Below are 23,188 nucleotides of genomic sequence, written 5' to 3' on the forward strand. Positions count from 1 at the left end.
ATAATTAGTTTGAACTTTAAAATCTAATATTCTCTAAGGTGAGAAAAGTAATTATGACCCAAAAAGAAAATGATCTTAATATCCAGACTGAAGAATATTCTTCCCATTCAGGTGAACGTTATTGGGGTTATGTAGAAGTAATAGAAGAGGGAGAGAATTATAGAATTAGTCGTGTAGAAATTAAGCCCCGACATGGGATTAAACCGCAAATTCATTATCATCGTCATGAACATTGGGTAGTAGTTTCTGGTGTAGCTAAGGTAATTTGTGGTGATAAGGAGATATTGCTAAATCGTAATCAGTCAACCTATGTACCAGCTGCAACTTTGCATAAAGTAGAAAATCCAGGTTCTATTCCTCTAGTGATTCTAGAAATTCAAAATGGTGAGTATTTGGGTGAAGATGATATAGAACGTCCTAGTCTTTGGAATTTAGTTTAATGAAAACTCTCCAAATGCCTGGTTCTTGGCAACAAGTTCTAGCTGAAGAATTGGTAAAACCATACTTTGCTAAACTCCAAGACTTTCTGATACACGAACGACTATCTTATACTATTTATCCACCTGAGAAAGATATTTTTTCTGCCTTTGAATTGACACCATATCAGCAAGTTAATGTTTTGTTGCTGGGACAAGATCCCTACCACAATGAAAACCAAGCACATGGATTATGCTTTTCTGTCAAACCAGGGATTAAACCACCACCATCACTGGTAAATATTTTCAAAGAACTAAGAGCAGATGTAGGTTGTGATATTCCTAAGCATGGCTATTTGTCGCAGTGGGCTAAACAGGGTATGCTGATGCTTAATGCGGTTTTGACTGTAAGAGCACACACACCAAATTCTCATAAGAATCAAGGTTGGGAAACTTTCACAGATGCAGTTATTAATAAGGTTAATGAAAGAAGTGATCCGGTGGTGTTTGTGCTGTGGGGTGGATATGCACAAAGGAAACTGAAATTGATTGATGTTAACCGACACCTAGTTATACAATCTGCCCATCCTTCACCTCTTTCAGCACACAATGGCTTTTTTGGTAGTAAACCTTTTTCCGCTATTAATTCAGCCTTAAGTGATTATGGTAAACCGGAGATTGACTGGCAATTGCCAGGTGTGTAAGGGTGTAGGGTATAGGGTGTGGGGAATAAGTGACAAGTGACTGATAACTGTTATACTAAAAACGGTTTAAAAGTGTCATTCTCAACGTTCGCGGAGCGTCTCTGAAAGAGATAGTGAAGAATCTCCGAGATACTACAGCCTGCGCCTAGGGGACACCCCGCGTTCACGCAGTGTCCCGAAGGGATAGATGCGCTGGGCTATCAGTATGACATAAGTCCAAGTTTCACCCGTTTGTAGTATAACTGTTAAAACCAGCCTTCTTGTTCTAGGGTTTCAATTAATTGCAAGCCACGGGGATCTCCTACTCCCAGGAGTGATGCTTTGGCATCTTCTCTTACTCCTAAGTCTTTGTCTTCCGCAAAGGCTTGAATTAAGGCATCTATGGCTGTGGCATAAACTACGTTGGAAGGTAGTTCTTTACACAGTTGACCAATAGACCAAGCGGAATTGCTGCGAACTGCGGCAATGGCGTCTTGAACTAGAGATTCAATTAATGGGGGTATTGCTCCAACAACAGCTTCATAACTGACTCCTGCCATCTGGGCAAGTCCGCTTGCTGCCCAAAGACGGACGGCGGAAATATCGGTTCTGAGGGCATATGCTAGGGGAATTACGGAACGGCGATCGCGACAGTTTCCTAAAGCCCAAACTACACCTTTTCGCACATAGCCGTTACAATCAATGTTGAGTTGATTAATCAATGGATCTACTGCTTCTTGGCTAGGATTGCGTCCGATCCCATAGGCTGCACTTACTCGCACTAAAGGACAATCATCAGTTAGTAGACTAATAAGATGAGGAATGGCCTGTTTATATTCGATATCGCAGAAAGCACGCGCCGCTAACATTCGTTGCTGGGGCTGAGGATTTTCCAGCAGTGCTAGCATTAATTCAGGATCAGGTTTTGCCACTTCTGATTCTGCAGTAAGTGGTTGTATATGGTCGAGGGGGCTGTCTAGCTCCGCTTCGGCATCAAGTAAGCTTAGGTCTTCTTCGTGGTACATAATCATCTATTTACATCCCTGCTAGGGATCAATTCATAACCCCCTATCCAACCAGCAAAACCCTGATAGACATTAATTAAATTATTGTACAGGTTATTGGAGTGATTTTATCATCCACAGAGATTGTGTTTGATAACTAAGTTGATGATAAAGATTTAATGCGGGTGTGTTGGACTCAAATACTTGTAATCCAATTTGGCGATCCCCTCTTTGTTTTGCCCAGTTTTCAATATAGCGCATTAAGGCTCTACCAATTCCCCTACGGCGATATGTTGGGACAACGTAGAGGAGGAAAATGTGAGCATGACGGCTACCAGTGACTTGATCTATGGCGTTACCCACCCATAAACAGGCTATGGGGACTAGGGACTGGGGATTGGGCACTGGGGATTGGGCACTGGGGATTGGGCACTGGGGATTGGGCACTGGGGACTGGGTAAATTCTCCTCTACAGCCTGGTGTCTGCTCCCCTGCTTGTTCATATACCCACCATAAAGGGGTGTCAACGGAGAAATATTGCTCAACTGTTCGAGCTAGGTGGGAAAAATCTTGATGAGGGAATATTTCCTGGTAAGTCCACTGCATGAACTTGACTAGGATTGCTCTATCTATCGTAGAGCCTCGACGGATATGGTAGCCAGGAAGAGGGAAATTCAAAATTCAAAATTCAAAGTTGGGGCATTGGGCATTGGGTAAGGGGAAGTCAATCAACTATTTATTGCCTATTGCCTATTCCCTTCTTTACAAATTACGAATTACGATCCCGATGGGTGCTGGTGCCGCCATGTCGGAGGGTAAAAAGATGCGGGCGCTGACTGATACTAAGGCGACTATAAATACTAGAACGACGAGTAACGGGGCGATGTATTGACGAAAAATAGCCATATTTGGATTTTAATTAGCCAAGGAATTTTGGGAAAATCTAGCTCAGAATTTGTCAAGTTTTCTTAATTTATTTTAGCGATTTTGGGGACAGGGAGAACACAAGGTTAACGCTGATCACGATCTAAATCATCCAGGACTCTCTCACAATACCAATTTTCTGGCATTCCGGGATAATTCTGCTTGGCTTGTTCTATTAATCTTTCAGCTGCTGCAATGTCACCGGATAATCTAGCAATCAGCCGATTTTTCAGGTAGTTACCTGTGATTTCTTCATCTGGTTGGTTGGGTATCTTGCCTTTAAATGGCTGTGATGGTTCTCGTCGTAACTGCCAAAATAAAACGTAGTAGAGTGTGCTGAAAATTAAAACTAGGCTAATTGTTCCTAGGAGGGTGAGGAGGTTAAACCCAAGATATCCTAGAACTAACTGGGATAGTACGTAACCCAGTAATAACCCTGTGACGACGAGGACAAATGTACCGACAATGATTACTACTTGGTTCCCCATATATCCTCTTCTTCAATTCCTGGTCTTTTGAGTGGTAATGGTTTTGAGTTCCAGGGAGCAAATAATGGTAATAGGAGTAGTCCTGGTATAGCAGCAACGATACTAATGACAAAAAATAAAGGCCAACCTGTGCTTTTTGCTAAAGAACCTGCTGGCGCAACTAGAATATCACGACTTACGGCCATAAAACTAGAAAGTAAAGCATATTGAGTTGCGGAATAACGCTGATTACACATATTCATTAAAAAGGCAACAAAGGCTGCTGTTCCTAAGCCAGCACAAAAGTTTTCTATGTTAATTGTCAGTAGGAGAACCTGATAGTTTTTACCAACTTGTGCAAGTAAAAGGTAAGCTAAGTTGCTGACTGCTTGCAAGGCACCAAATAGCCAAAGTGAGCGGTTCAGTCCAATTTTACTCAAAAATGCACCACCTGCCAGTATGCCAACTATGGTTGCTATCAGTCCCATGCCGCCTTGAATTGCGCCAATGTCGGTTTGGCTGAAGCCTGTTTTTAGTAAAAATGAGGTGGACATATTGTTGACAAAGGAATCGCCGAGTTTATAAAGGACTATAAACAACAGAGTTAGTATGGCTTGAACTACACCTTGACGTTGAATAAATTCCCTAAAGGGGAGAATGACGGCTGCGCTTAAGGATTCTGGTGGACTGATTTCTTTGGGTTCTGGTGCAAATACGGTGGCAATTATGCCTACTACCATGCCGACTGCCATTAATAAGTATACGGAAGACCAGGGAATTATATCGGCGAGAATCAAGGCTAAGGAGCCTGTGAGTAGTAGGGCGATACGATATCCTAAGACGAATACTGCTGCACCTGCGCCCATTTCTAGTTGTTCAAGAATGTCGGTGCGGTAAGCATCAGCAGCTATGTCTTGGGTGGCGCTGAGGAATGCGATCGCAACGGCGTTTATGGCTAACAGTTGTAGGGCTTGTTTGGGCTGTTGCAGTGCCATGCAAGCGAGCGCTATTAGTAACCCAATTTGAATTGCGATTAACCAACCCCGTCGCCTTCCTAAAAATGGCAATGTAAACCAGTCTAACAGAGGCGACCAGAGAAATTTTAAGGAGTATGGTACACCTACAAGGCTAAATAACCCGATGGCGGTTAAATCGACATTTTCAACTGTCATCCAAGCTTGTAAGGTCTTGCTAGTCAAAAACAAGGGCAACCCAGATGAAAAACCGAGTAGTATCAAAGCTGCCATCTTCCGGCTACCGAAAACTTGCAGTAGAGATTTGACTGTATTCATTAGTTTAAATTTCCTTCTCACCTAAGAAAATTGCAGTTATCTTGCCATATTGGCTATGTGTTTTCCTGCCTACACGCCAATTAACATTGCAAAATCAGGATTTCACTTTGTTTGTAGCGATGGCAATTAAATCTTAAATTTTCTTGATATTCTGATCTCATGCTAGATAGCCAAGACCACGATGTAAATGTAAGCTAAATTGCGTAATTAGGGTTTCTCTATCTGTATCTAAGCCGTCATTGTAGAAGCGTTGTTTCAGGGCTAAAAGCAAAATATAGGATATTTCACCACCAAAGACGCGCCATTTCATTTCGACGTTGCTATCTTGGGGAATACGTACAGGTGAGGGCGGGGCTATTCTATTTCTGCAAGGGAATGACAAAATGGCCACCGACATAATATGTTCCATTGGTCAATTTTGGTACTGCGCTTGAGTTTGAAAAGTTGTTCTTTGGCTCTTTGAGAAAGTTTAATTCTTTCTATTGGTGATTCCATAGTTTTGCTAATGGGTGATTGCTAATGGGTGATTAGACCCATTAGCAAAAATAACCAGGTTTAATTGTAGTTTCTCTTTTACTGGAGTTGTATTGAAGTAGGTATTCACGGGCTATGGCTTCGGTTTCTTGGAGGTTTTGATATTCTTTTATGCCGATTTCTCTGTCAGTGGAAAGGAGGATAAATTGATGACTGGTTGAGGTGAAATATCTTTCTACTAGGTTGTTGCGGTGGGAGGAGTCAAGTCTTCCCAGGGGTGTGTCAATGGCGACTGGTAAGCGTTTTCCTGATACTTTTGCTAATCCCCACAAAAATGCGATCGCTAATATCGGGACTTAAACAAAAGTTAAGAGTAAAAAGGAGTATAATGGGCTTTCGGTGTAGCTTTCACGTTAAAAGAAGCTGATGAAAGAAACCACTGCCCCAGCAATGGCACCATGGTTTGAAAGATGGTGTCAAAGCTTTGATGGTGTATTTACTCATCAAGGGGAAAGAAGAGAGTTTAGACATGATTTAGGGGGATGATTGGGTGAAAGTGAGAGAAAAACCTATTTTAAATGGCAGAGAATGCCCTAGGGGTGACCTACCACAGATTACACCACGTTTTAAATGAAGCACCTTGGTCCACTTCCCAAGTCAATGACCGTCGGTTAGAGATTGTGAACAAGTGTAGTCAGAGGAGAATCACCAGAGGATTTAGCTTAATAATTGATGATTCTGTCCATAGAAAAAGGGGGAATCTTAGGGATGGAGTAGGAAGAAAATATATTGGAGAAATTGGGAAAAGGGATACTGGAATAGTAGTAGTAACAACACATACATCTATTATGATGGCAGTAAAAGCTTACCATTAGATATAGAGTTATATCACCACAGTGATTCTTGACCCAAAGGGAAACAAGACCCTCTATTTGAGAAGCAACCTGAGTTAGGAATTAAATAGTTAGGAATTAAATTAATACATCTGACCTTAAGCCGTGGTTATCAACTAGGAATAGTAATTATAGATCCTGGATATGGCCACAATAGGTCTTTCTTATTAAAGATAGAAAATTGGAATTTAAAGTATTGAGGAGGATTAGCTAAAAATCCCAAAATCCTTGCCAGTGACCAAGAGGATAGTCCACAAATAATTAGGTTAGATGAATTAGCACAAAGTTTACCCCAAGAGGCTTTTACAGAAGTTCAACTGGAGTTAGATAAAACCAAAACATTATGGGTAGTAACTAAAGAAGTAGAAATATCAACCTTAACTAACTGGAAGGGGCAATATTGCTATCGTCATCAACGGTTCTACTTTCTCTCAAGCCACTGATATTGACTACTTTATGACCAATGTTTCTTGAGCAATTGTCACACCCCAATGGATAGTTGATACATATTCTCAAAGAAATTGGGTAGAAGTTGTTTATAGGGAAGCCAAGGGATGGTTAGGACTCAACGAATATCAAATTGGAGATAACAGCAGTTTACTGCGCCATTTTATTTTGGTTTTCTGTGCCTACACTTTTATTCTTTGCCATCAGTGGACTGGAGGATTAAGACCAAGGTGGTCTAAGAAACCTTTGAATACCTTTACTCAAGCTTTAGAAGCGTTGAGAACAGCCATATCTTTTCTATTTATTGATTGGTTCAACTTGAAGCCGGACGTGTTTCCTTGTTATCAAGCTAGTTTGGGCTACATTTGGGCTTTATTTTTGTTTACGTCCCGTTAATTGCTTTTCCCCTGAAGAAAGTCGATGTTTGGGAACTGCTTTACCATTTAAATCATATAAAGATAAGCCGAAGGTTTTAGCATCAATAGCAATAGGATGTAATAAATATGACTTATATAATAAGTACAGAAAACAGTTTTTTACTTCCTCTTCTAATTTATTCAGTTTTCTCAACGTTAATCTTTCTCGAAACACCTTTAAGGTTTCCTGTACTCTCGAAGCAGAGTCAATAATATATTCACTATTTTGATATTTAAGATCTTCTACAGTGTATTCATTTAATTCTTGCTTCGGTTTCTTGATTTCTATATCTAATTCTATCAGTTGGTGATTCATTATTTCAGCCTGAGATTTAATTTTATTGAATTGAGTTTGTGCCTGTTTTACAGCTTTTGCAATTTGGTATATTCTTCCGGTGCAGCTGCAGTTTGTACTTGTCTTTATAAAGCTAGAATTTATTCTTCATAATTATCTAATTCATTTAACTGCTTTTGGGCTGTACTTTTGGAAATTTGCAACCGATAATTTACATTATCAAGGAAAGTTAAACTTTCTTGATATCCATTCAACGAAGTGTTTTCTATTGAGACATTATTTGTATATAAACTATTAATATCTTCAGCTAAAAAAGATTGAATATGAGTAACTTTATTAGTCTCCAGATTTAATTGTTGTAACCAATTAATTAATCTTTCATATCTAGCAACTAAGACATCTTGAGCTAATTGGATCTGTTGGCTTTTAAGTTCTTTTTCTCGCTGTCGTTGGACTTGAGATAATAAAGGACTAATTAATACCAAAGGTAAAAAATCAGATCCTAATTCACATAAAGACTCACGGATATTATTACCAGCTTTGATTTTATCTTCCTTTTCTCGTTCTAATTGGCCACGTTGAGCAGCAATTTTACCACCTTCATTAAGAAATTTATGTAAAGCCTCTTCCTGAATTTTCTCTAAAATATCAACCTCAAGATTGAGATTTTCTAGTTTTTTCTGATTCTTTTCGTATTCTTGCTGTTTTTCCGGTAATTTACTTTTAAGTGCTTCTAATTTAGCTAAATCTTGATTATCTGCAAATTCTCGTTCTTTACGATTGACTAGAATTCCTAAATCAACTGCTAATTTATCTCCTAATTCTAAAGCTAAAAGTCTGTTAATAGTATCAATAACTATTGGCGGTGGTATTTCCTGTTCTGCAAGTTCTTTAACTTGTTCAGCATTAAAGAGAAATAAATTAGAAATGACTAAAGGTAAAATATGTTCTATATATTCATCCCAAATATTGAGTAATGAATCAATTATTCAAGTTTCATAATCACCTAATATTCTCAAATATTCTTTACCATCTTTACGATTTATTCCCAATTTCTAAGAACACGATGTCTAATCTGTTTATCATCTTCAATATGTTTATGAACTAATTCAATTCTGGTTTTTTCTATAGCATCTACTTTAGTATTTACGCATTTACTTAATAAATCAGTATAACTCAGATTTATCGGTGTATAACATTGGGCGCGTTGTCCATATAAAGCCAGGCGAATAGGATCAATCAGAGTGGTTTTTCCACCGCGATTCATTCCTCTAAAAAGGATAATTGGGGGTATGTTATCTTCATCAGTTTTCGGGTTGAGGTTAATGACTTATTTTCCGGTATAAGGACCGAAGTTCTGCAGGACTAATTCGAGGAATATCATCAGACAATTTTAGATTTTGGATTAATAATCTCATTCCCTAGCTCTGACAGGGAATGCTTTCTAGAGGCTCTGCCTATCTTATAATTAGTTGAGGTAGAACCTCAAGATTGACATTCCCAGCCAGAGCCTAGGAAGGAGGGACGAAAGTATGTTTCTAGTCCCTACCTTTGATCACCAATTTTTAAAATTTGATCAGCAGTTAAATTCAAATTCCGAAATGCAGCAGAAATTAAGACATTACTTCCTCTAAACTGATTAACCTGATACTCGCCTTCAATCAAATTATAAATAGAAATAGTTGGTTGTTTAGGGTTGCCAATATATCTCCTACCGTCTGAACCTAAATAATCAGCAATCCAATTTCAGCAATACCTAATCTTTCATATTCTGCCAACTTAATTAAATAATCATCTTGCCAATTAGTGCTTACTACTTCAATTAGTAAACGTACTGTTTCAGCGTGAGTAATAGTAAAAACTTCATGTAATAAAGGTTCATGATGAATAGCATTCCAATTTGAAACAATTACATCGGGGTTATAGCCTGATTTACCAGAATCTACACGTTTAATAATATATTGTCTGAGACAAAATAAGGCAGATTATTTTTTTCAATTTGTACACCTAACTTGATCTGCGAAAAACCAGATACCTGTTCATTAGTTCCCGTCGGTTGCATTTCAATAATTACCCCATCATGTAATTCAAAGCGTCCATAGCCATCTAGATACCAATATATAAATTGATATAACTCTATTAATTCCGTCAAAGCTAGTAATATAAATAATTCTTTTTTTGCGTGAGTAAAAATTGATATTTGATGAACCAGACTAGGCTATTTTTAGCTATCTAGCCGCAAATTGCATTTACCAGGAATATCATTATTCTTCCTCTTTTGCATACTTCAAATTAGCCCAAGTTTGTGGTTTACTTTCTTTCTTTTCAGGTGCATCTCATAAACTTAATTGTTTCACCTTTTCCCTAATTCTGGCTACATCACCTTCCAAAGCTGCTTGTCGTAAATCCCGTTGTAAATGGGTATTCTTAATTGGTCCCTCTGGAGAATGGGAATTGTATGAAAGTATTCTTCTAGGCTTTCGTAGATACCCACCCGACGAGTTTTCTTCTTGAATTGGCGTTCTGTATCTAATAACTGTGCCATCAATTCTAAGTGCATTTCGTCACCGTCACAGATTTCTTCTAATACCTCTCATTCATCACTTCCGAGTATGCTTTAGTCAGCACCAGGAATGGTGATCTTTAAATACTTCTCCCTTGACTTCTTGATATATGCGGGGTAAGCTATCATCAAATTCGTGTCTTTCTTCTAACCATATCCGGCGAATTTCACTCAGTTCTTCTATAGTAACTAGAGTGATATCACGCATATTTTCTGGGTCTGTTTGACAGATTTGCTTTCCTACTGTTAGTAGCTTTCTTAGCCAATCTTCCCGTGCTTCTTTAAGATATGGACCAGGAATAGGGTTAATAGACACTTCACTCTCTAAATTACGTTCATATAATTGAACACCTCCGCGTCTACGGCGACAATATCTCCGGCTACGATTCTCTTCTAGATCTAATTCTTTAGAAAAATCTAATAATGGTTGTATCCATTGTTTTTCTTCATCATTTTTAATCATGGCTGTTAGTGATTTATATTCACTAACAAGTGAACAAACCCAGCATCCAAAGTGAGAACCTCCACAACTAGGAGTAGAAGTATCAACAACTAAAAGACATTCATTATCTGCTGATGCACCTCTATAAATAGCAAATAGATCTTTATTGCTGTATTTCCAAGGGTTTTTCCATTGCATTAAATAAATCCGTACATTATCATTTTGCTAATCTTCAATAGGACTATAAACCAGAGAATTTAGGAAACTCATGTTAGGACTTAGGTGATACCTTACGCGTTGGGCTTCTAACTTTTTCATTCTGTTGGCACGTTTTGCACTTTCAGCTTTACGAGTTACCAATACAACAATTGCTTCTCCATTATTACGGATAACATCGCGAATAAAGCGATTGGAGGGATCTATTCTAAGTCGTTCTGTACACCAGCGAAATTTCCCTTTTGGAGCAGGATAAGCTTTACCAATCAATCCTACCCAGAATGTTTCTTTGAAATCTGGCTGCAATAAATGGGGTTTAAAGGGTAATCCTTGGGCTTGGGATTCAGATTTCACTTGTTGTAAAGAATTACGAACCCAAGCAGCAAGAATAGGATTTTCTACTAATGTGTCTATAGTAATAACATATATTTTTTTAGTTAGCTTTTCAGGTGGAAGTTCAGCGATCGCATTCCACAAAAGCTGTAAAAGAAGCTGTAAAGTAGCTCTGCTGTCTTTTCCACCCGAATAACCTACAACCCAAGGTATCTGATCTAAACAATACAATTCTTGAATTTATGTAGTAAGAATTTGAATATCTTCAATGAACTCTGCTAGAGTATAGCTTTGCTGATTTTTATTTTCTGGCTCTTGTTCAGGAGTCATTTTTGTATTCCTTACTTAAACACACATCTTTATAAATTCATTTGTTGCTGTATTTACTTAATCAGCGGCGCTGAGAACAAAATTCGGCAGCACACGAAGAGAGTCCGCACAGGCGGACTATAATAATTTTCTATATATAACATAGAACTATATATGTAAACACAACCTACACTTGCTTTAAATTAGCTCATAAAGTCTCCATTATAACGTTTTTAAGTCTTTTTAAAAGAACAGTTACTATATCCAATGTTTTAAACAAGATAAGCTATTTTATATACTCTAGTTCTCAAAAATTCCCATAAGTTATAGTACAGGAGCACTAAATAATCAACTCGCTAAGGAGTATTTAGAACGAGAAAATAAGGAAAAACAGGTATTAGCTTTACTGCTAGAGAGGTTTTTAGAGAAGAAAGACCAAATTCTTGTCCAAAAAACCGAAATGGGTGGTACTGAGGCTTACGTCGGTTCTGTTACATTGGAATGGTTCGCGGGAGGGGTATATTTTGCGTCTGGTTTACCCCTGCTGCAAAAAAACTACAACTCAGAGACAGAGAATATTGAAATTGACGCTGATAGTATTGATGAAATTCAACAACCTCCTGTTGACTGGTCGCGTCAAACAGCGTTATTATAATAGTATTTAGCAGCTAGAAAAAACCATCAATTTCCGGCTGTTTTGGTGGTAATTAATCTGCCTTGGGTAGATAACTCCAAAGCACTGGAGTGGGATAGTCAAGGACGGGCTAAAAAAGCTACTACTGATTTTATACCTTTAGATGAAGATGCTAAAGTCGGTTAGATGGTCAGCATAGATTAATGAGTGTAGAACGTTTAATGGAGTTAATTCAATCTGGTAAAGTTCAACGTTATAAAAGAGATAAAACTGCAGTTGATGAGAGTTTTATCACTCTATCTAATTTGATTGATAAATATCAGGTAGAACGGGAACAAGGCCATTTTGTGAGGTGGGACAAAAAGTGTGTGCTTGCTAAACCCAAAACAGGCATCGATAAAAATCATTTACCGTACAATTAGAATATTGTATATATACAATTTGTCAATTTAAGAATGACAGGAAACAGTAAATTTTGGTTAAATAAAATGCGGAAATTATGCTACATCTTCCTTGTCAATGGATAGCTGGAAGTTGGCATAATTTCTGTAATTCTATTTTTACCTCTTTTATCCATCTTCAAACTGTCTAAGATTTCATACCTACAACTCCTATTTAACAGAATTTTCTATGGTAATCAATACATGCACATGCTTATTTGATTACTGACCTAAGCAGCTTATTCCCACCAGCCACGAATTATTGAATACAGGTCTTCCTAGGATATTCCGAGAAGATACTTTCTCTTGCAATTTGATTTGTTTGATATGATTTATTTTACCTTAATTCCAGAAAAATATTTTAGCGATGCCTGTGGTTGCTGTAGCTAAAAGCACAGTTTTTGCCCCACCTCACAAAATCGCCTTGCTCCCGTGCTGACTTTATAACCCAAATCTATACCCAGGATTTTCGCCACAGCTTTGAGTTGGCGCACAGATCAATAATGCCCAGTTTCTGGAGAACTATCACTACAATAAAATAGAGTGTGGGTTGTATACCTGCGAGTTTGCATTAATTCTCGCAAAGCTGTTAATTTATTTTATGCTGCACTAATTAGCCTAGCACGTTGCATTAATAAAGATTTGATATCTTGCTTGTCTTCAAAATCTCCAACATCACCATTTTCCGGTTCTCGATACTGAAGAGAAGGCCCAATTTTTTTGGTTAACTTTAAATCAGGAAGACTTTCTGCCTCAGTCAACTCCACGAGAACTGGATAATATAAATAATGTACCAAAGCTCCTTTTGTGATCCCATCCTGCAAATTAAACTCAGGTTGTAAAAAAACTCCGAAATTATCAAATAAAGATTGTGTACCACCATCATCAAAATATCTTTCCGGTGTCGCAGATAAAGGCAGTCGCAACCCCACATTCCGGGGTAAACTTTCCTCTAATTTAGGTGCGCCCAAATTATGGGGTTCATCCCCAATAATTAGAGTTTTTGGTGGCAAATATTTAAGTTGGGACTGAAAGCCATCACCAATTAAAGTCGAGTTAGTGGTAATTATCGTCACAAAACTTTGAGAACTAGAACGCAGATTATAGATTTGTGTTGAAAGTTGACTTTGCCAATTACTTAAGTTTTCAAAAGCCAAAATCGGTTGCAAGTTAAATTTCTCAAATTCCCTTGCCCATTAGCTGACAAGATGACGCTAAGGACACACCACTAACAAGACTTGTAAGCCTATCTGATGATACAACTCCCAAGCGAGCACCAACGCAGTAATCGTCTTACCACTACCAGTAGCTACTTTTAGCGTTCCTCTGCCATTATTAGCAAACCAGCTCGTCATAGCTTGACGTTGATATCCCCGCTGCAGAGATAAAGACATTTTTGGACATCCTGGTGATGCAGGCTTAACGTGATAGCTGCCACTATTCTCCCTGACAAACGGCAACTTGAGAGATAAAGAAGCCGATTTCTGCACTGGTTTTAGCCTTATACCTTATGTTATATATAACATAAGATAATTGGTGATTGGTGATTGGGCATTGGGCATTAGGAGAATTACTTCCTCATGTCCCTCATGTTCCTCATGTCCCTCATCTACCCCAGTCCCTAGTTATACCCCCCGCCAAACACCCACCAAAGAACCTTGCACCTCCACATGCATAGCAGGTACCTCTATCGGTTGATACTTAGGATTAGCAGGTTTGAGAGTTACCATATTTTCCTGACGATAAAAACGTTTTAAAGTTGTACCGTGTCCCTCCACCCTAGCCGCAACAATAGTGCCATTTTTTAAATGATTGGGTTCTGGTACTGGACGCAAAAACACCACATCACCATCAGCAATTAAATCCTCAATCATGCTATCCCCAGCAACCCGCAAAGCATAGCTATGGGCAGGTAATGATAAATTAGAAAAGTCTAAATGTTCCACCGCATCTGTAAAGGGTTCAATCAAACCGCCAGCTGCAATAGTGCCTAAAATCGGCACACCTTGCTTTGTTTGACGTAAAACCCGAATCGTTCGCGCCTTACCTTCATTCCAGTCAATATATCCCTTGTTGCGTAAATGTTCCAACCGGCTTTGAATTGGTGCCGGCGATTTCAGATTCATCGCTTGCATCATTTGGCGAATTGAGGGAGAATACTGATTAACTCGGATATATTCTGCCAACCATTCGTACAATTCCTGTTGAGCTTCAGTTAGTTTTTCCATAAATTTATTGGGAAGTAATTATAAATGTCCCTAGAGCATTTGTACTATAAAAACCCCTCATTAACAAGATTCAATTAAATATTAATGGTAATTAGTGATTGGTGATAGGTAATTGGTGATTGGGAAAAATAGAATTGATTACCCATTACCCATTACCCACTACCAATACTGTTATTCTGCCCCTAAAATACTAGCCAGTAAAGCCTTTTGAGCATGTAATCTATTTTCTGCCTGATCCCAAACCTTTGATTGAGAACCTTCGATTACTTCCTCAGTAATTTCTTCACCGCGATGGGCTGGTAGACAGTGTAAAACGATTGCCTGTGGATCGGCAAGACCTAATAATTGTTCAGAAATCTGATAAGGTTGGAAGATGGGTAAGCGGTTGTCAGCTTCTGCTTCTTGCCCCATACTTGCCCAAACATCAGTATATAGAATGTGTGCGCCTTCTGCGGCTGCTTTGGGGTCATGAGTGAGAACAACTTCAGTTTTATTATTAGCTACTGCCCTAGCTTTTTCTACAATTTCCGCATCAGGTGCATATCCCGAAGGAAAAGCAACCTGCACATGCATTCCTGCCAACGCACAACCCAGCATGAGGGAATTAGCTACATTATTTCCATCACCCACATAAGCTAAAGTTAAACCAGCCAAAGTCCCAAAATATTCTTGAATCGTCTGTAAATCAGCCAACACCTGACAGGGATGTTCTAAATCTGTCAAGGCATTAATTACAGGAATTTTGGCATAATTCGCAAATATTTCTAACTCTTGCTGGGCAAAAGTGCGAATTGCGAGAATATCCAAATAACGATCCAATACCCTAGCCGTATCTTGTACAGGTTCTCCCCTACTTACTTGTGTCACATTAGGATTGAGATCAATAACCTGTCCACCAAGCTGATACATTGCTACAGTAAAACTTACTCGTGTGCGAGTTGATGCTTTGGAGAACAATAAACCCAAAACCTTATTAGAATGCAACTTTAACTGTTGTGACTTCAGTTGAGTTGCCATTTCTAGAAGTTCTTGCAGTTCTGTGGAACTAAGATCCGCCAGACCTAATAAATCTCGTCCGATCAATGCTGCCATGCTGATGATTTGTAAATAATAATGTTTTTCTGTATTTTTACTCAGCCGCGTCAACAGGAATACAGACTTAAAACTGTACCAAATATTTTTACCTTGATCTACGGGATTATATACCGCAAACGGGTGAAAGTTGGACTTATGTCATACTGATAGCACAGGGTGGCGTAAGCCATGGGTAACGTAGTGTAGCGAAGTATCTCGGAGATTCTTCACTATCTCTTTCAGAGACGCTCCGCGAACCTTCAGAATCACACTTTTAAACCGTTTTTAGTATAGTTACTTTGGGGATGATATTTGATTATAACTTACGCATGGGGCATGGGGCATGGGGCATGGAGTATGGGGGATTGGGGAATTTTTTCCTATAACCCCTAGACAAATTATTTATTTATGCTAAGATAATTAATCGTTGAGTGTTTTAAGGCATTCACCAATACGCCAGCATAGCACAGTGGTAGTGCATCCGACTTGTAATCGGAAGGTCGCGAGTTCAAATCCCGCTGCTGGCTTACGATTTTAGAAAATTTTATACTATATCTATATCTGTGAAGTTTAGATAGGCACCAGGTAGTTAACAACTATACTTTGTTGAATTGCCGCTGCGATCACATTCATAGCATAAGTGGGAGTTTGCTCAAAGTCAGTATAATACTTTTTGAAAGTAGGGATAGCATCTCCTTTCAGCCCATAACCTAACCCTGAAGCTAAAGCCGTTAAACCTTGCACACGGGGGATTGGTTGACGGGGTTTGAAAGAAAGATTGGGATAGCCAGAGAGACAATTTGTTTGATATGCTGAAGCGCTCGATGGCCTGAGGTGCCCAATGATTAGCCAGTACATCTATGAAATTAATCCCAAGACGAGATGATGATTATTTTGGTAAGGCTGTCTAAATAATAGCCACAAATTCTGCACGAGTCACAGGTGCATCAGGACGAAAAGTAGCATGTGGATAACCTTTGAGTATATTACGCTCCCCAGCCGCGAGAATAGATGCTTTTGCCCAATCAATGGTTCTTAATGTCTGAAAAAATGGACTAGTTTAACATATGAGACTTGATGCTACGTAAACTTGATATTTATAGTTAATAGCAGAAAACTTGAGCTTGTATTGGTAAAAGACGTATATTTCAAACATCAAACAAATCTTAATTATTATGATAGATAACAACATCTTATTACGTAATATTTGGTATTATGCGCTACCTAGCTATCTCCTCAAGCCAGGTAAGATGGTGGCGAAGATTTTGTTAGAAGAACCCATACTGCTGATTAGAAATAAAGATGGTCAGGTTTCAGCCGTGCGAGATATATGTCCTCATCGCGCTGTACCCTTAAGTTGTGGCCGATTCAATGGACAAGAAGTAGAATGCTGTTATCACGGTTGGCGCTTTGATCCCAAGGGACGTTGTGTAGAGATTCCATCCTTATTACCAGAGCAAAACACCGATTTAAGTCGCTTTGATGTGCAATCATATCCCATACAAGAGACTCAAGGCAACATTTGGATATATATGTCAGATGGGGATAAATATAAACCCAGTCCTGTGGAAAACGAAGTTCCTATAGTATCAGGTGTTATTGAACAACAACCCCATCTAGTAGAAGTGATACGGTTTCCCTGTTTTATAGATCATGCAGTGACAGGTTTAATGGATCCTGCCCATTCTCCTTATGTGCATCGGGTATGGTGGTGGAGAAGCGGAGAACTGCATGAAGAAGTTAAAGAGTTTGATCCTTCACCTTACGGCTTTACAGTCCGGCGACATAAGCTTTCAGAGAATATGGAGAATATGAGCCGATTATATTGGTTAGTTGGTGGTGGTATTCCCGAAGTAGAAATTTCTTTTCGTTTACCTGGTGTGAGAATAGAAGAAATTACTTTTGGCAAACATCGAGTTTCTAACTTGACAGCAGTTACACCAATTTCTGAAACAGAAACAGAAGTAAATTTTGTGCTTTATGGCATACCTGCTTGGTTAAGAATCTTCAAACCTCTGATTCATATCTTGGCACGGAAATTTCTGGGACAAGACCGAACAGTAGTAGAAAAACAGCAAGTTGGGCTTAAATACAATCCTGTGTTGCGATTAATTAAAGATTCAGATATGCAAGCACAATGGTATTATCAACTAAAACGAGAATTTGCTCGCGCCACATCTGAAAAACGAGAATTTATCAATCCTGTTAAGAGTATATTATTGCGGTGGCGTGCTTAGAGGGTGTTTGAAAGGATTGAAAAAGTTGGAGATATTACCGCATAAGGACAGCTAATACCCACACTAGAAGCAGTAGTAGAACAAAAGAAATAAAAAGCTGAACGTCTAGCGGCCAAGCTGCGAGAATTGAATATTGACCCAGACAGTTTATCAAATCTCTAAATTATGGCTGAACTACCCAAAACCCTAGAAGAAGCGATCACACAATCTCGTGAAGCGGTAAAATCTGCCTTAGCAGATGGCGTGACTCGTATTCAAGTTGATTTTCTGTTCCCAGAACTCAAATTCATGCCAGTAGCAGAACAATTTGTACCCCTGTTTGCTGAATATGAATCCCGTGTCAAAGTCTTTTTTGCTGATGCTGGTGCGGCTGCTTTAGCCCGTCGTGACTGGCAAAATGTACCATTTAAAGTGGAAGATATTGGTACAGGGAGGGCTGCTTCTTTACAAACGAAAATTCAACCAGAAGATGAAATCTTTCTATTTATTGCCCCCACACCCGTAGAAGTACCTCAACTAGAAAAAATGTGTGAAATAATAGATACGCGCCCCATCGTGTTGTTAAATCCCCGTTTAGAAGATTCTGGAGTCGTGGGTATTGGTTACGCAGCCAGAGAAACCCGCAGACGTTTCATCAGTACCATTGAATCTTGTTATTATCTGCGTCCCGTCGATGATGAATCTGCCCTTTTTCGCTGCTACCCTGGACAGTGGGAAGTATGGCTAGAAAGCAACAACGAATATGAAAAAATTGCTGAATTACCCAAACGACCCTCCGGTGACGAAATAGACATGATCCTGATGAAAGGACAACCAGCAAAAACCAGTGAAGGAACACCAGCCAAAAAACCCAGTGTGTTTAAGAGTTTGCAACGGTTTATCAAGGCATTGAGTAGTTAGGTAATTTCATTACCTTCGCCAAAAAAAAGAGTATCGGGACTTGCACAAAACATAACGCAGTAGAGGTATTCATCCTGGTACTACGAGCCCTGGTACTACGAGCGTTGAACCGTCATAAATTGGCGAAGGTATTGTCTGTAGAACTTCATAAAATATTAGTAAATCTGATTCCTAATATTAATAAATCTGATTCCTATATAGCAAATCTATCAAAAGAAGACGAGCTTGTTCCAGATAAATATGTCTAGGTTTTCCTTGGTAGATAATTTGGTATTCATTGATATCTGCTCCACCAGTATATCCTGAAATCAGCTTGCGATGAAATGCTACTTTTGCAAGTTCTCGAACTTCGTTTCTCAAAGCAGCTTGTGTTTGATTCATAACTTGCTGCCTCCTTATACCATTTTGGATTTTTGATTGGGAATCGTCTTCTGTGTCCGGCTTAAAGTAGAACCATATACTTAGATCAAAACACTTGTATCAAATTTGCTAAATTCGTATATCTTGCCCAGGTATTATATTAGACATGTTAGGAAAATTAACTTGGTGTGAAAAAATGGTAGAAGGGAATGTTGAGGGTGTAGGAAAAGGAAAAATCCACTAAATTAACTATATTCAAGAATATCCACATGGTAGAAAACAAATACTGGGAATAACTAACCATCAGTTTCAAGACTTGTTAGCCCAAGGTGAAATGTAGCATAAAAAACTGCAAGGTGACATAGAAAGTAAAAACATAGCTATAAATCAGAAAGGAGGAGGGGGGAAAGGGAAACTAGAGATAAAACAACAGGTATGTCTATGCTTGTTCTATTGGAGGAAAATGCCAACATTTGAGGTTTTAGGTTTGCATTTCGGTATATGGAAAACGGAGGCAAAGGACACATTTCATTACTGGCTAGAGATATTACGAAATGTTTTCCCTCCTAGTCTCCTTAAACAGGTAGAAAAACATGATAGTGATTATGCCATGGCGACTCAGAACAAAAGGCAGGAAACAAAGAGTTTTCCACCAAGGGTATTTTTGTTGAACAGGTCATGAGACTTGTAATATTCCGGATACCTCAACAAAGATTTCCCCTGGATTCCCCAATTTAGTCACAAGTAATTCTTACTATTTGTGGTTTAGTCACATTAGGAATTGGTTCATGAGTGTTGCCCATTTCATAAATGTTATGGATATGAGGTCAGTTATGAATTAGTTATCAACATCTTCATGGATAGGAACTATCCGTAACTATTCCCAGCCGTGATTTTTTCCTTGGCTCTTTCGTAATCTTAACACTATGGAAAGCCAGATACCGGCTCCTTTGTGAATTTACCAACGTCTCTATTATAACAGTCCATCTAATCTACTGCACGTAGGTTTCTTCTGTGCGGTAGAAGTATTGCTTGAAGCGGATCGTTCTTTTTGGCTAACTGTATGACCATTGGGTACACTAAGTTGGGCTGAGGGAATGTCAACAATGAATTTGTTTAAGAATAATTAGGATTTGCTGAATAAAGGGAAAACCTCGATAAATCAATGACTGGAGGGGGATAAAAACGTTATATGAGAAATTTTCCCGCGCATTGGATTGCTATCCCAATCACTGCTAGTAAAGAAAACACCATGACTGGTATACGCAGGTCTATACGAAAAGATATCGCTGAGGAACGGATAACCAACCAATCAGCCTTCATTTTTTCACCTTTGATTTAGCCAAGTAGACAAAAAGGGAACGCCAACCAGTGGTGTCATGACACCTACAGGTAATTCCTGGGGTTTTAGGAGGATACGGCCAGAAATATCTGCTACTAACAGTAAAGTTGCCCCGGCAACGGCGGAATAAGGCAAAATCCAGCGATAATCCGTTTTAATCAAAAATCCGACTGTGTGAGGAAGAACTAAACCAATAAAACCTATAGGTCCAGGCAGGGCTACTGAACTTCCTGCGAGTAAAACTACACTGATGGCAGTAAGAATTTTTATCCAGGCAGTATTTTAGCCTAAACCTTTGGCTAAATCGTCACCTAGACTCATGGTGGTAACTTGTTGACCCAAAGCAAGGGCAATTACTAATCCGATAGTGATAAAAGGTAGTGCTTGCAAGAGAATACTGACATCTCTACCAGCTAATGAACCCGGTAACCAAAATCTAATTTCTTCTAATGTGCCTTGACTAATAATCAAGATAGCTGTGGTAAGGGAAGAAATCAGCACCGTTAGGGCTGCACCTGCTACTGTGATATTCAGTGGGGTAGCACCTCCCTTTCCCAATGAACCCAAGAAGTAGACTAAAATGGCTGTGATTCCCGCACCCAAAAAGGCCGCAACAGTTAAAGTCCCAACGGATGAAGTACCAAACACAAAAATTACTATAACTACGGACAGTGCTGCCCCGGACTCCATACCCAAAATACCTGGATCTGCTAAGGGATTGCGTGTTAAATCTTGCATTAATGCTCCAGATACTGCCAAGGCTGCACCGGCTAAAATGGCAATGGGTGATAGCGGTAATCTGACTGTTTGAATCACCAAGTGTTGATATGAATCGTCAAAGCTAACAAAGGATGTAAAAATCTGAGCTAGTAGTATTTCTGCCGTCCCCAGTGTGATACTAAATACCAAACAAATGAGCAGCAGTATCAAACAGACAACTAAGCTGAATACAGGTTTACCCACCGAATTAATCAAAATTCTCAACTCCTGAACTATTTACGAGTAGCTATACCTAATTTGACCTCTTCTAACTGTCGGACTTTATCCATTACCGCTACCACCTGTCCATGATTAACGACTGCATCTGCATTGAGTATCACCATCAACGGCTGTGATGGTTCTACTTTTTCTCTCACCTGGGCGGCTAAGTGATCTAAGCTAACTGCTTCTTTATTCAAGAAAATCTTGCCAGTATTATTAATAGTTAATATTACCTGTACAGGACGATTTATTTTTCCCCTACCTGCTTGAGGTAAATTAACTGGTAAACCCTCGGAACGGGTTAAATACAACGTTGACATAATAAAAAACGTCAAAGTTGCAAATATGACATCAATCATCGGCACAATGTTAATCTGTGCTGGGTTAATCTGTGCTGGTAGTTCCGGTTCATCTTGTAGACGCATACGCTTTTTCTCCTCTTTCGTAACGACGACGATATAGAAGTTCTAACTGTCCACCATATTCTTGAATCAAAGCCAATTGTCGTTGATAAAATCCCCGGAAGGTATTAGCAAAAATAAGGGTAAAAATTGCCACAATTAACCCAGTAGCTCTAGAAAGCAAGGCCTCACTAATACCGCTAGTGACTCCAGGGGCTTTTGTTCCCGCAACATCACCAATATTTAGAGAAGTAAAAGAACCAATCAATCCTAATACAGTTCCTAGTAATCCTATAGAAATCATATTTGATTTTTGAAAAAGACTAAGGGCTAATACTGAGAAAGTGTCTTGTCTAATAGCTAACAATGACCAACCAGGAGCTACAATCTAAAATTGCAGAACTACAAGAATTTATAGATGAGCGTCCAGATGCAAGGGAAGTAAGAAAAGTATTGGCAGTGAAGCTGGTTTATCAAAGCTACAAGTATGAGGAAATTCAAACAATTTTAGATGTTTCAGTTGGTTCAATAACACCATGGAAACAAGCCTATGAGAAAGATGGAATTTTAGGACTGCGCCTGAAACACAAAGGGAGAAGAAGCCACTTGAATACTCAACAAAGAGAAGAAGTACTGGCTTGGTTACAAACGAATGAATGTTGGGAGCTTGGCGAAATTGAGTATAAATTGGCTTTTGAATATGATGTACTTTATGAATCAAAACGTATTTATTACGACTTGTTTGATGCGGCAGGAATTAGTTGGAAGAAAACATCTTCAGCAAATCCAAAAGCTAATGAAGAAGCAGTTGCCGCAAAAAAAAGAGATTTCATCATTTTTGGCGAGCCGCCGAGAAGATATAGAAGCTGGGCTATTGAGAGTTTTACTATTAGATGAGTGTCATTTACTTTGGGGAGATAGCATTGGATATGTTTGGGGTAGAACTGACCAAGAAATAAGCATTCCAATTAGTATTAGTAACGAACGAGATAAACAAACTTATTATGGAGCAGTTGACTATTTAGGTAAAAATTTATCGTTGAGAACCTCTCATACAGCTAACTCAAAAAATACTATTGATTATCTCAGCTATTTACTAGAAGAGTCACCTAACCAACAATTACTTATTTTTTGGGATGGAGCTAGTTATCATCGTTCAAAAGAAATTCAAAATTTTTTAGCATCTCTTAACCAAGGCTTACCTTTAGAGCAATGGAAAATTTATTGCGTCCGCTTTGCTCCTAACTGTCCCTCTCAAAACCCCATAGAAGATGTTTGGTTGCAAGGGAAAACTTGGCTGCGACGTTTTTGTACTTTAATCCCAACATTTTCTCATCTTAAGTGGATGTTTGAGTGGTTCATTCAAAACACTACCTTTGATTTTCCGTCTCTCCAGATGTACGGAGCATTTTCATAA

Annotated in this window: 21 protein-coding genes, 1 tRNA gene and 8 pseudogenes; 9 read left to right on the forward strand and 21 right to left on the reverse strand. The window is 38.9% G+C overall.

Features of this window, described 5'->3' with window-relative positions:
- The first annotated feature begins 53 nt into the window (after window positions 1–53).
- Both AAZO_RS02225 and ung read left to right on the forward strand, forming a co-directional pair.
- Entirely contained in the window at window positions 54–440 is a 387-nt protein-coding gene (locus AAZO_RS02225) for a phosphomannose isomerase type II C-terminal cupin domain (protein ID WP_013190017.1), read from the forward strand.
- Window positions 440–1,120: a uracil-DNA glycosylase gene (gene ung, locus AAZO_RS02230; RefSeq protein WP_013190018.1), complete on the forward strand. Its 681-nt coding sequence runs from the start codon at window positions 440–442 to the stop codon at window positions 1,118–1,120. The genes AAZO_RS02225 and ung overlap by 1 nt, the downstream gene beginning before the upstream one ends.
- 245 nt (window positions 1,121–1,365) lie before the next feature.
- Here ung and AAZO_RS02235 read toward each other — a convergent pair whose 3' ends face one another.
- From AAZO_RS02235 to AAZO_RS02265, 6 genes and pseudogenes are all read right to left on the reverse strand, one after another.
- Complete coding sequence (locus tag AAZO_RS02235) at window positions 1,366–2,124, reverse strand: HEAT repeat domain-containing protein (protein WP_041642384.1); 759 nt, start codon at window positions 2,122–2,124, stop codon at window positions 1,366–1,368.
- A 93-nt stretch (window positions 2,125–2,217) separates the two neighbouring features.
- Window positions 2,218–2,781, reverse strand: coding sequence for a GNAT family N-acetyltransferase (locus AAZO_RS02240; protein WP_013190020.1), 564 nt, complete (start codon window positions 2,779–2,781; stop codon window positions 2,218–2,220).
- Window positions 2,782–3,113: 332 nt separating this feature from the next.
- The gene (locus AAZO_RS02250) at window positions 3,114–3,515 is read right to left on the reverse strand and encodes a hypothetical protein (RefSeq protein ID WP_013190022.1); all 402 of its coding nucleotides are present in this window, start codon (window positions 3,513–3,515) and stop codon (window positions 3,114–3,116) included.
- A complete protein-coding gene (locus AAZO_RS02255) occupies window positions 3,500–4,786 on the reverse strand; it encodes an AmpG family muropeptide MFS transporter (RefSeq protein WP_013190023.1) in 1,287 nt (428 codons plus the stop codon). The genes AAZO_RS02250 and AAZO_RS02255 overlap by 16 nt, the downstream gene beginning before the upstream one ends.
- A gap of 157 nt (window positions 4,787–4,943) precedes the next feature.
- A pseudogene (dndE, locus tag AAZO_RS02260) lies at window positions 4,944–5,281 on the reverse strand (DNA sulfur modification protein DndE).
- Between the two features lie 41 nt (window positions 5,282–5,322).
- A pseudogene (locus AAZO_RS02265) lies at window positions 5,323–5,610 on the reverse strand (DNA sulfur modification protein DndD); the annotation flags it as partial.
- Between the two features lie 76 nt (window positions 5,611–5,686).
- On the opposite strand from AAZO_RS02265, the pseudogene AAZO_RS28370 reads away from it, so the two are divergent.
- Window positions 5,687–6,996, forward strand: a pseudogene (locus AAZO_RS28370) (IS701 family transposase).
- Here AAZO_RS28370 and AAZO_RS36455 read toward each other — a convergent pair.
- From AAZO_RS36455 to dndC, 6 genes and pseudogenes are all read right to left on the reverse strand, one after another.
- Window positions 6,973–7,332: a hypothetical protein gene (locus tag AAZO_RS36455; RefSeq protein WP_228371457.1), complete on the reverse strand. Its 360-nt coding sequence runs from the start codon at window positions 7,330–7,332 to the stop codon at window positions 6,973–6,975. The pseudogene AAZO_RS28370 and the gene AAZO_RS36455 overlap by 24 nt on opposite strands.
- Before the next feature lie 119 nt (window positions 7,333–7,451).
- On the reverse strand, window positions 7,452–7,796 hold the full coding sequence (locus AAZO_RS36460) for a hypothetical protein (RefSeq protein WP_228371458.1): 345 nt from the start codon (window positions 7,794–7,796) through the stop codon (window positions 7,452–7,454).
- 557 nt (window positions 7,797–8,353) lie between these two features.
- Window positions 8,354–8,578, reverse strand: coding sequence for a hypothetical protein (locus AAZO_RS36465; protein WP_266887767.1), 225 nt, complete (start codon window positions 8,576–8,578; stop codon window positions 8,354–8,356).
- Window positions 8,579–9,035: 457 nt separating this feature from the next.
- Window positions 9,036–9,269, reverse strand: coding sequence for a Uma2 family endonuclease (locus tag AAZO_RS42070; protein ID WP_338027156.1), 234 nt, complete (start codon window positions 9,267–9,269; stop codon window positions 9,036–9,038).
- Window positions 9,254–9,463, reverse strand: coding sequence for a hypothetical protein (locus tag AAZO_RS42075; RefSeq protein ID WP_041639304.1), 210 nt, complete (start codon window positions 9,461–9,463; stop codon window positions 9,254–9,256). The genes AAZO_RS42070 and AAZO_RS42075 overlap by 16 nt, the downstream gene beginning before the upstream one ends.
- A 112-nt stretch (window positions 9,464–9,575) precedes the next feature.
- Window positions 9,576–11,195: pseudogene (dndC, locus tag AAZO_RS02290) on the reverse strand (DNA phosphorothioation system sulfurtransferase DndC).
- A gap of 298 nt (window positions 11,196–11,493) precedes the next feature.
- Here dndC and AAZO_RS02295 point away from each other — a divergent pair.
- A pseudogene (locus AAZO_RS02295) lies at window positions 11,494–12,137 on the forward strand (DGQHR domain-containing protein); the annotation flags it as partial.
- Between the two features lie 542 nt (window positions 12,138–12,679).
- Here AAZO_RS02295 and AAZO_RS02300 read toward each other — a convergent pair.
- The 3 genes and pseudogenes from AAZO_RS02300 to argF form a co-directional block, all read right to left on the reverse strand.
- Window positions 12,680–13,753, reverse strand: a pseudogene (locus AAZO_RS02300) (DEAD/DEAH box helicase); the annotation flags it as partial.
- A gap of 120 nt (window positions 13,754–13,873) precedes the next feature.
- On the reverse strand, window positions 13,874–14,476 hold the full coding sequence (gene lexA / locus AAZO_RS02305; protein WP_013190024.1) for a transcriptional repressor LexA: 603 nt from the start codon (window positions 14,474–14,476) through the stop codon (window positions 13,874–13,876).
- A 171-nt stretch (window positions 14,477–14,647) separates the two neighbouring features.
- Window positions 14,648–15,568: an ornithine carbamoyltransferase gene (argF, locus tag AAZO_RS02310; protein WP_013190025.1), complete on the reverse strand. Its 921-nt coding sequence runs from the start codon at window positions 15,566–15,568 to the stop codon at window positions 14,648–14,650.
- A 437-nt stretch (window positions 15,569–16,005) separates the two neighbouring features.
- On the opposite strand from argF, the gene AAZO_RS02315 reads away from it, so the two are divergent.
- Window positions 16,006–16,077: transfer RNA gene (locus tag AAZO_RS02315), tRNA-Thr, on the forward strand.
- 43 nt (window positions 16,078–16,120) lie between these two features.
- Here the strand turns inward: AAZO_RS02315 and AAZO_RS36470 are convergent.
- A complete protein-coding gene (locus tag AAZO_RS36470) occupies window positions 16,121–16,294 on the reverse strand; it encodes a hypothetical protein (protein WP_228371789.1) in 174 nt (57 codons plus the stop codon).
- A 163-nt stretch (window positions 16,295–16,457) separates the two neighbouring features.
- Window positions 16,458–16,580, reverse strand: a complete 123-nt coding sequence (locus tag AAZO_RS43230) for an S-layer homology domain-containing protein (RefSeq protein ID WP_420807053.1) — start codon at window positions 16,578–16,580, stop codon at window positions 16,458–16,460.
- Between the two features lie 145 nt (window positions 16,581–16,725).
- On the opposite strand from AAZO_RS43230, the gene AAZO_RS02325 reads away from it, so the two are divergent.
- Window positions 16,726–17,787 (forward strand): aromatic ring-hydroxylating oxygenase subunit alpha, encoded by a 1,062-nt coding sequence (locus AAZO_RS02325; RefSeq protein WP_013190026.1) that lies wholly within the window; start codon window positions 16,726–16,728, stop codon window positions 17,785–17,787.
- A 165-nt stretch (window positions 17,788–17,952) separates the two neighbouring features.
- Window positions 17,953–18,687, forward strand: coding sequence for a DUF1995 family protein (locus AAZO_RS02330; RefSeq protein WP_013190027.1), 735 nt, complete (start codon window positions 17,953–17,955; stop codon window positions 18,685–18,687).
- Between the two features lie 177 nt (window positions 18,688–18,864).
- On the opposite strand, the gene AAZO_RS02335 is transcribed toward AAZO_RS02330, so the two are convergent.
- Window positions 18,865–19,068 (reverse strand): hypothetical protein, encoded by a 204-nt coding sequence (locus AAZO_RS02335; RefSeq protein ID WP_013190028.1) that lies wholly within the window; start codon window positions 19,066–19,068, stop codon window positions 18,865–18,867.
- Window positions 19,069–19,468: 400 nt separating this feature from the next.
- Between AAZO_RS02335 and AAZO_RS02340 the strand changes: the two genes are divergently transcribed.
- Window positions 19,469–19,729 (forward strand): helix-turn-helix domain-containing protein, encoded by a 261-nt coding sequence (locus tag AAZO_RS02340; RefSeq protein WP_081462676.1) that lies wholly within the window; start codon window positions 19,469–19,471, stop codon window positions 19,727–19,729.
- A 637-nt stretch (window positions 19,730–20,366) separates the two neighbouring features.
- On the opposite strand, the pseudogene AAZO_RS02345 reads toward AAZO_RS02340, so the two are convergent.
- The 3 genes and pseudogenes from AAZO_RS02345 to AAZO_RS02355 all read right to left on the reverse strand — a co-directional run.
- Window positions 20,367–21,361 (reverse strand): annotated as a pseudogene (locus AAZO_RS02345) (FecCD family ABC transporter permease).
- Between the two features lie 20 nt (window positions 21,362–21,381).
- Entirely contained in the window at window positions 21,382–21,795 is a 414-nt protein-coding gene (locus AAZO_RS02350) for an ExbD/TolR family protein (protein ID WP_013190031.1), read from the reverse strand.
- Window positions 21,779–22,066: pseudogene (locus AAZO_RS02355) on the reverse strand (MotA/TolQ/ExbB proton channel family protein); the annotation flags it as partial. The pseudogene AAZO_RS02355 and the gene AAZO_RS02350, both read right to left, overlap by 17 nt.
- A gap of 71 nt (window positions 22,067–22,137) precedes the next feature.
- Here AAZO_RS02355 and AAZO_RS32680 point away from each other — a divergent pair.
- A protein-coding gene (locus AAZO_RS32680) for an IS630 family transposase (protein WP_144031228.1) occupies window positions 22,138–23,188 on the forward strand; the annotation gives its coding sequence in 2 pieces (ribosomal slippage) (window positions 22,138–22,586 and window positions 22,585–23,188; 1,053 coding nt in all).

Source organism: 'Nostoc azollae' 0708 (assembly GCF_000196515.1).
Lineage (GTDB): Bacteria > Cyanobacteriota > Cyanobacteriia > Cyanobacteriales > Nostocaceae > Trichormus_B > Trichormus_B azollae.

Coding starts and splice junctions, on each gene's coding strand:
- AAZO_RS02225 (WP_013190017.1), top strand. CDS start 54: ATGACCCAAAAAGAAAATGATCTTAATATCCAGACTGAAGAATATTCT.
- ung (WP_013190018.1), top strand. CDS start 440: ATGAAAACTCTCCAAATGCCTGGTTCTTGGCAACAAGTTCTAGCTGAA.
- AAZO_RS02235 (WP_041642384.1), bottom strand. CDS start 2,124: ATGTACCACGAAGAAGACCTAAGCTTACTTGATGCCGAAGCGGAGCTA.
- AAZO_RS02250 (WP_013190022.1), bottom strand. CDS start 3,515: ATGGGGAACCAAGTAGTAATCATTGTCGGTACATTTGTCCTCGTCGTC.
- AAZO_RS02255 (WP_013190023.1), bottom strand. CDS start 4,786: ATGAATACAGTCAAATCTCTACTGCAAGTTTTCGGTAGCCGGAAGATG.
- AAZO_RS36455 (WP_228371457.1), bottom strand. CDS start 7,332: ATGAATCACCAACTGATAGAATTAGATATAGAAATCAAGAAACCGAAG.
- AAZO_RS36465 (WP_266887767.1), bottom strand. CDS start 8,578: ATGAATCGCGGTGGAAAAACCACTCTGATTGATCCTATTCGCCTGGCT.
- lexA (WP_013190024.1), bottom strand. CDS start 14,476: ATGGAAAAACTAACTGAAGCTCAACAGGAATTGTACGAATGGTTGGCA.
- argF (WP_013190025.1), bottom strand. CDS start 15,568: ATGGCAGCATTGATCGGACGAGATTTATTAGGTCTGGCGGATCTTAGT.
- AAZO_RS02325 (WP_013190026.1), top strand. CDS start 16,726: ATGATAGATAACAACATCTTATTACGTAATATTTGGTATTATGCGCTA.
- AAZO_RS02330 (WP_013190027.1), top strand. CDS start 17,953: ATGGCTGAACTACCCAAAACCCTAGAAGAAGCGATCACACAATCTCGT.
- AAZO_RS02335 (WP_013190028.1), bottom strand. CDS start 19,068: ATGAATCAAACACAAGCTGCTTTGAGAAACGAAGTTCGAGAACTTGCA.
- AAZO_RS02350 (WP_013190031.1), bottom strand. CDS start 21,795: ATGCGTCTACAAGATGAACCGGAACTACCAGCACAGATTAACCCAGCA.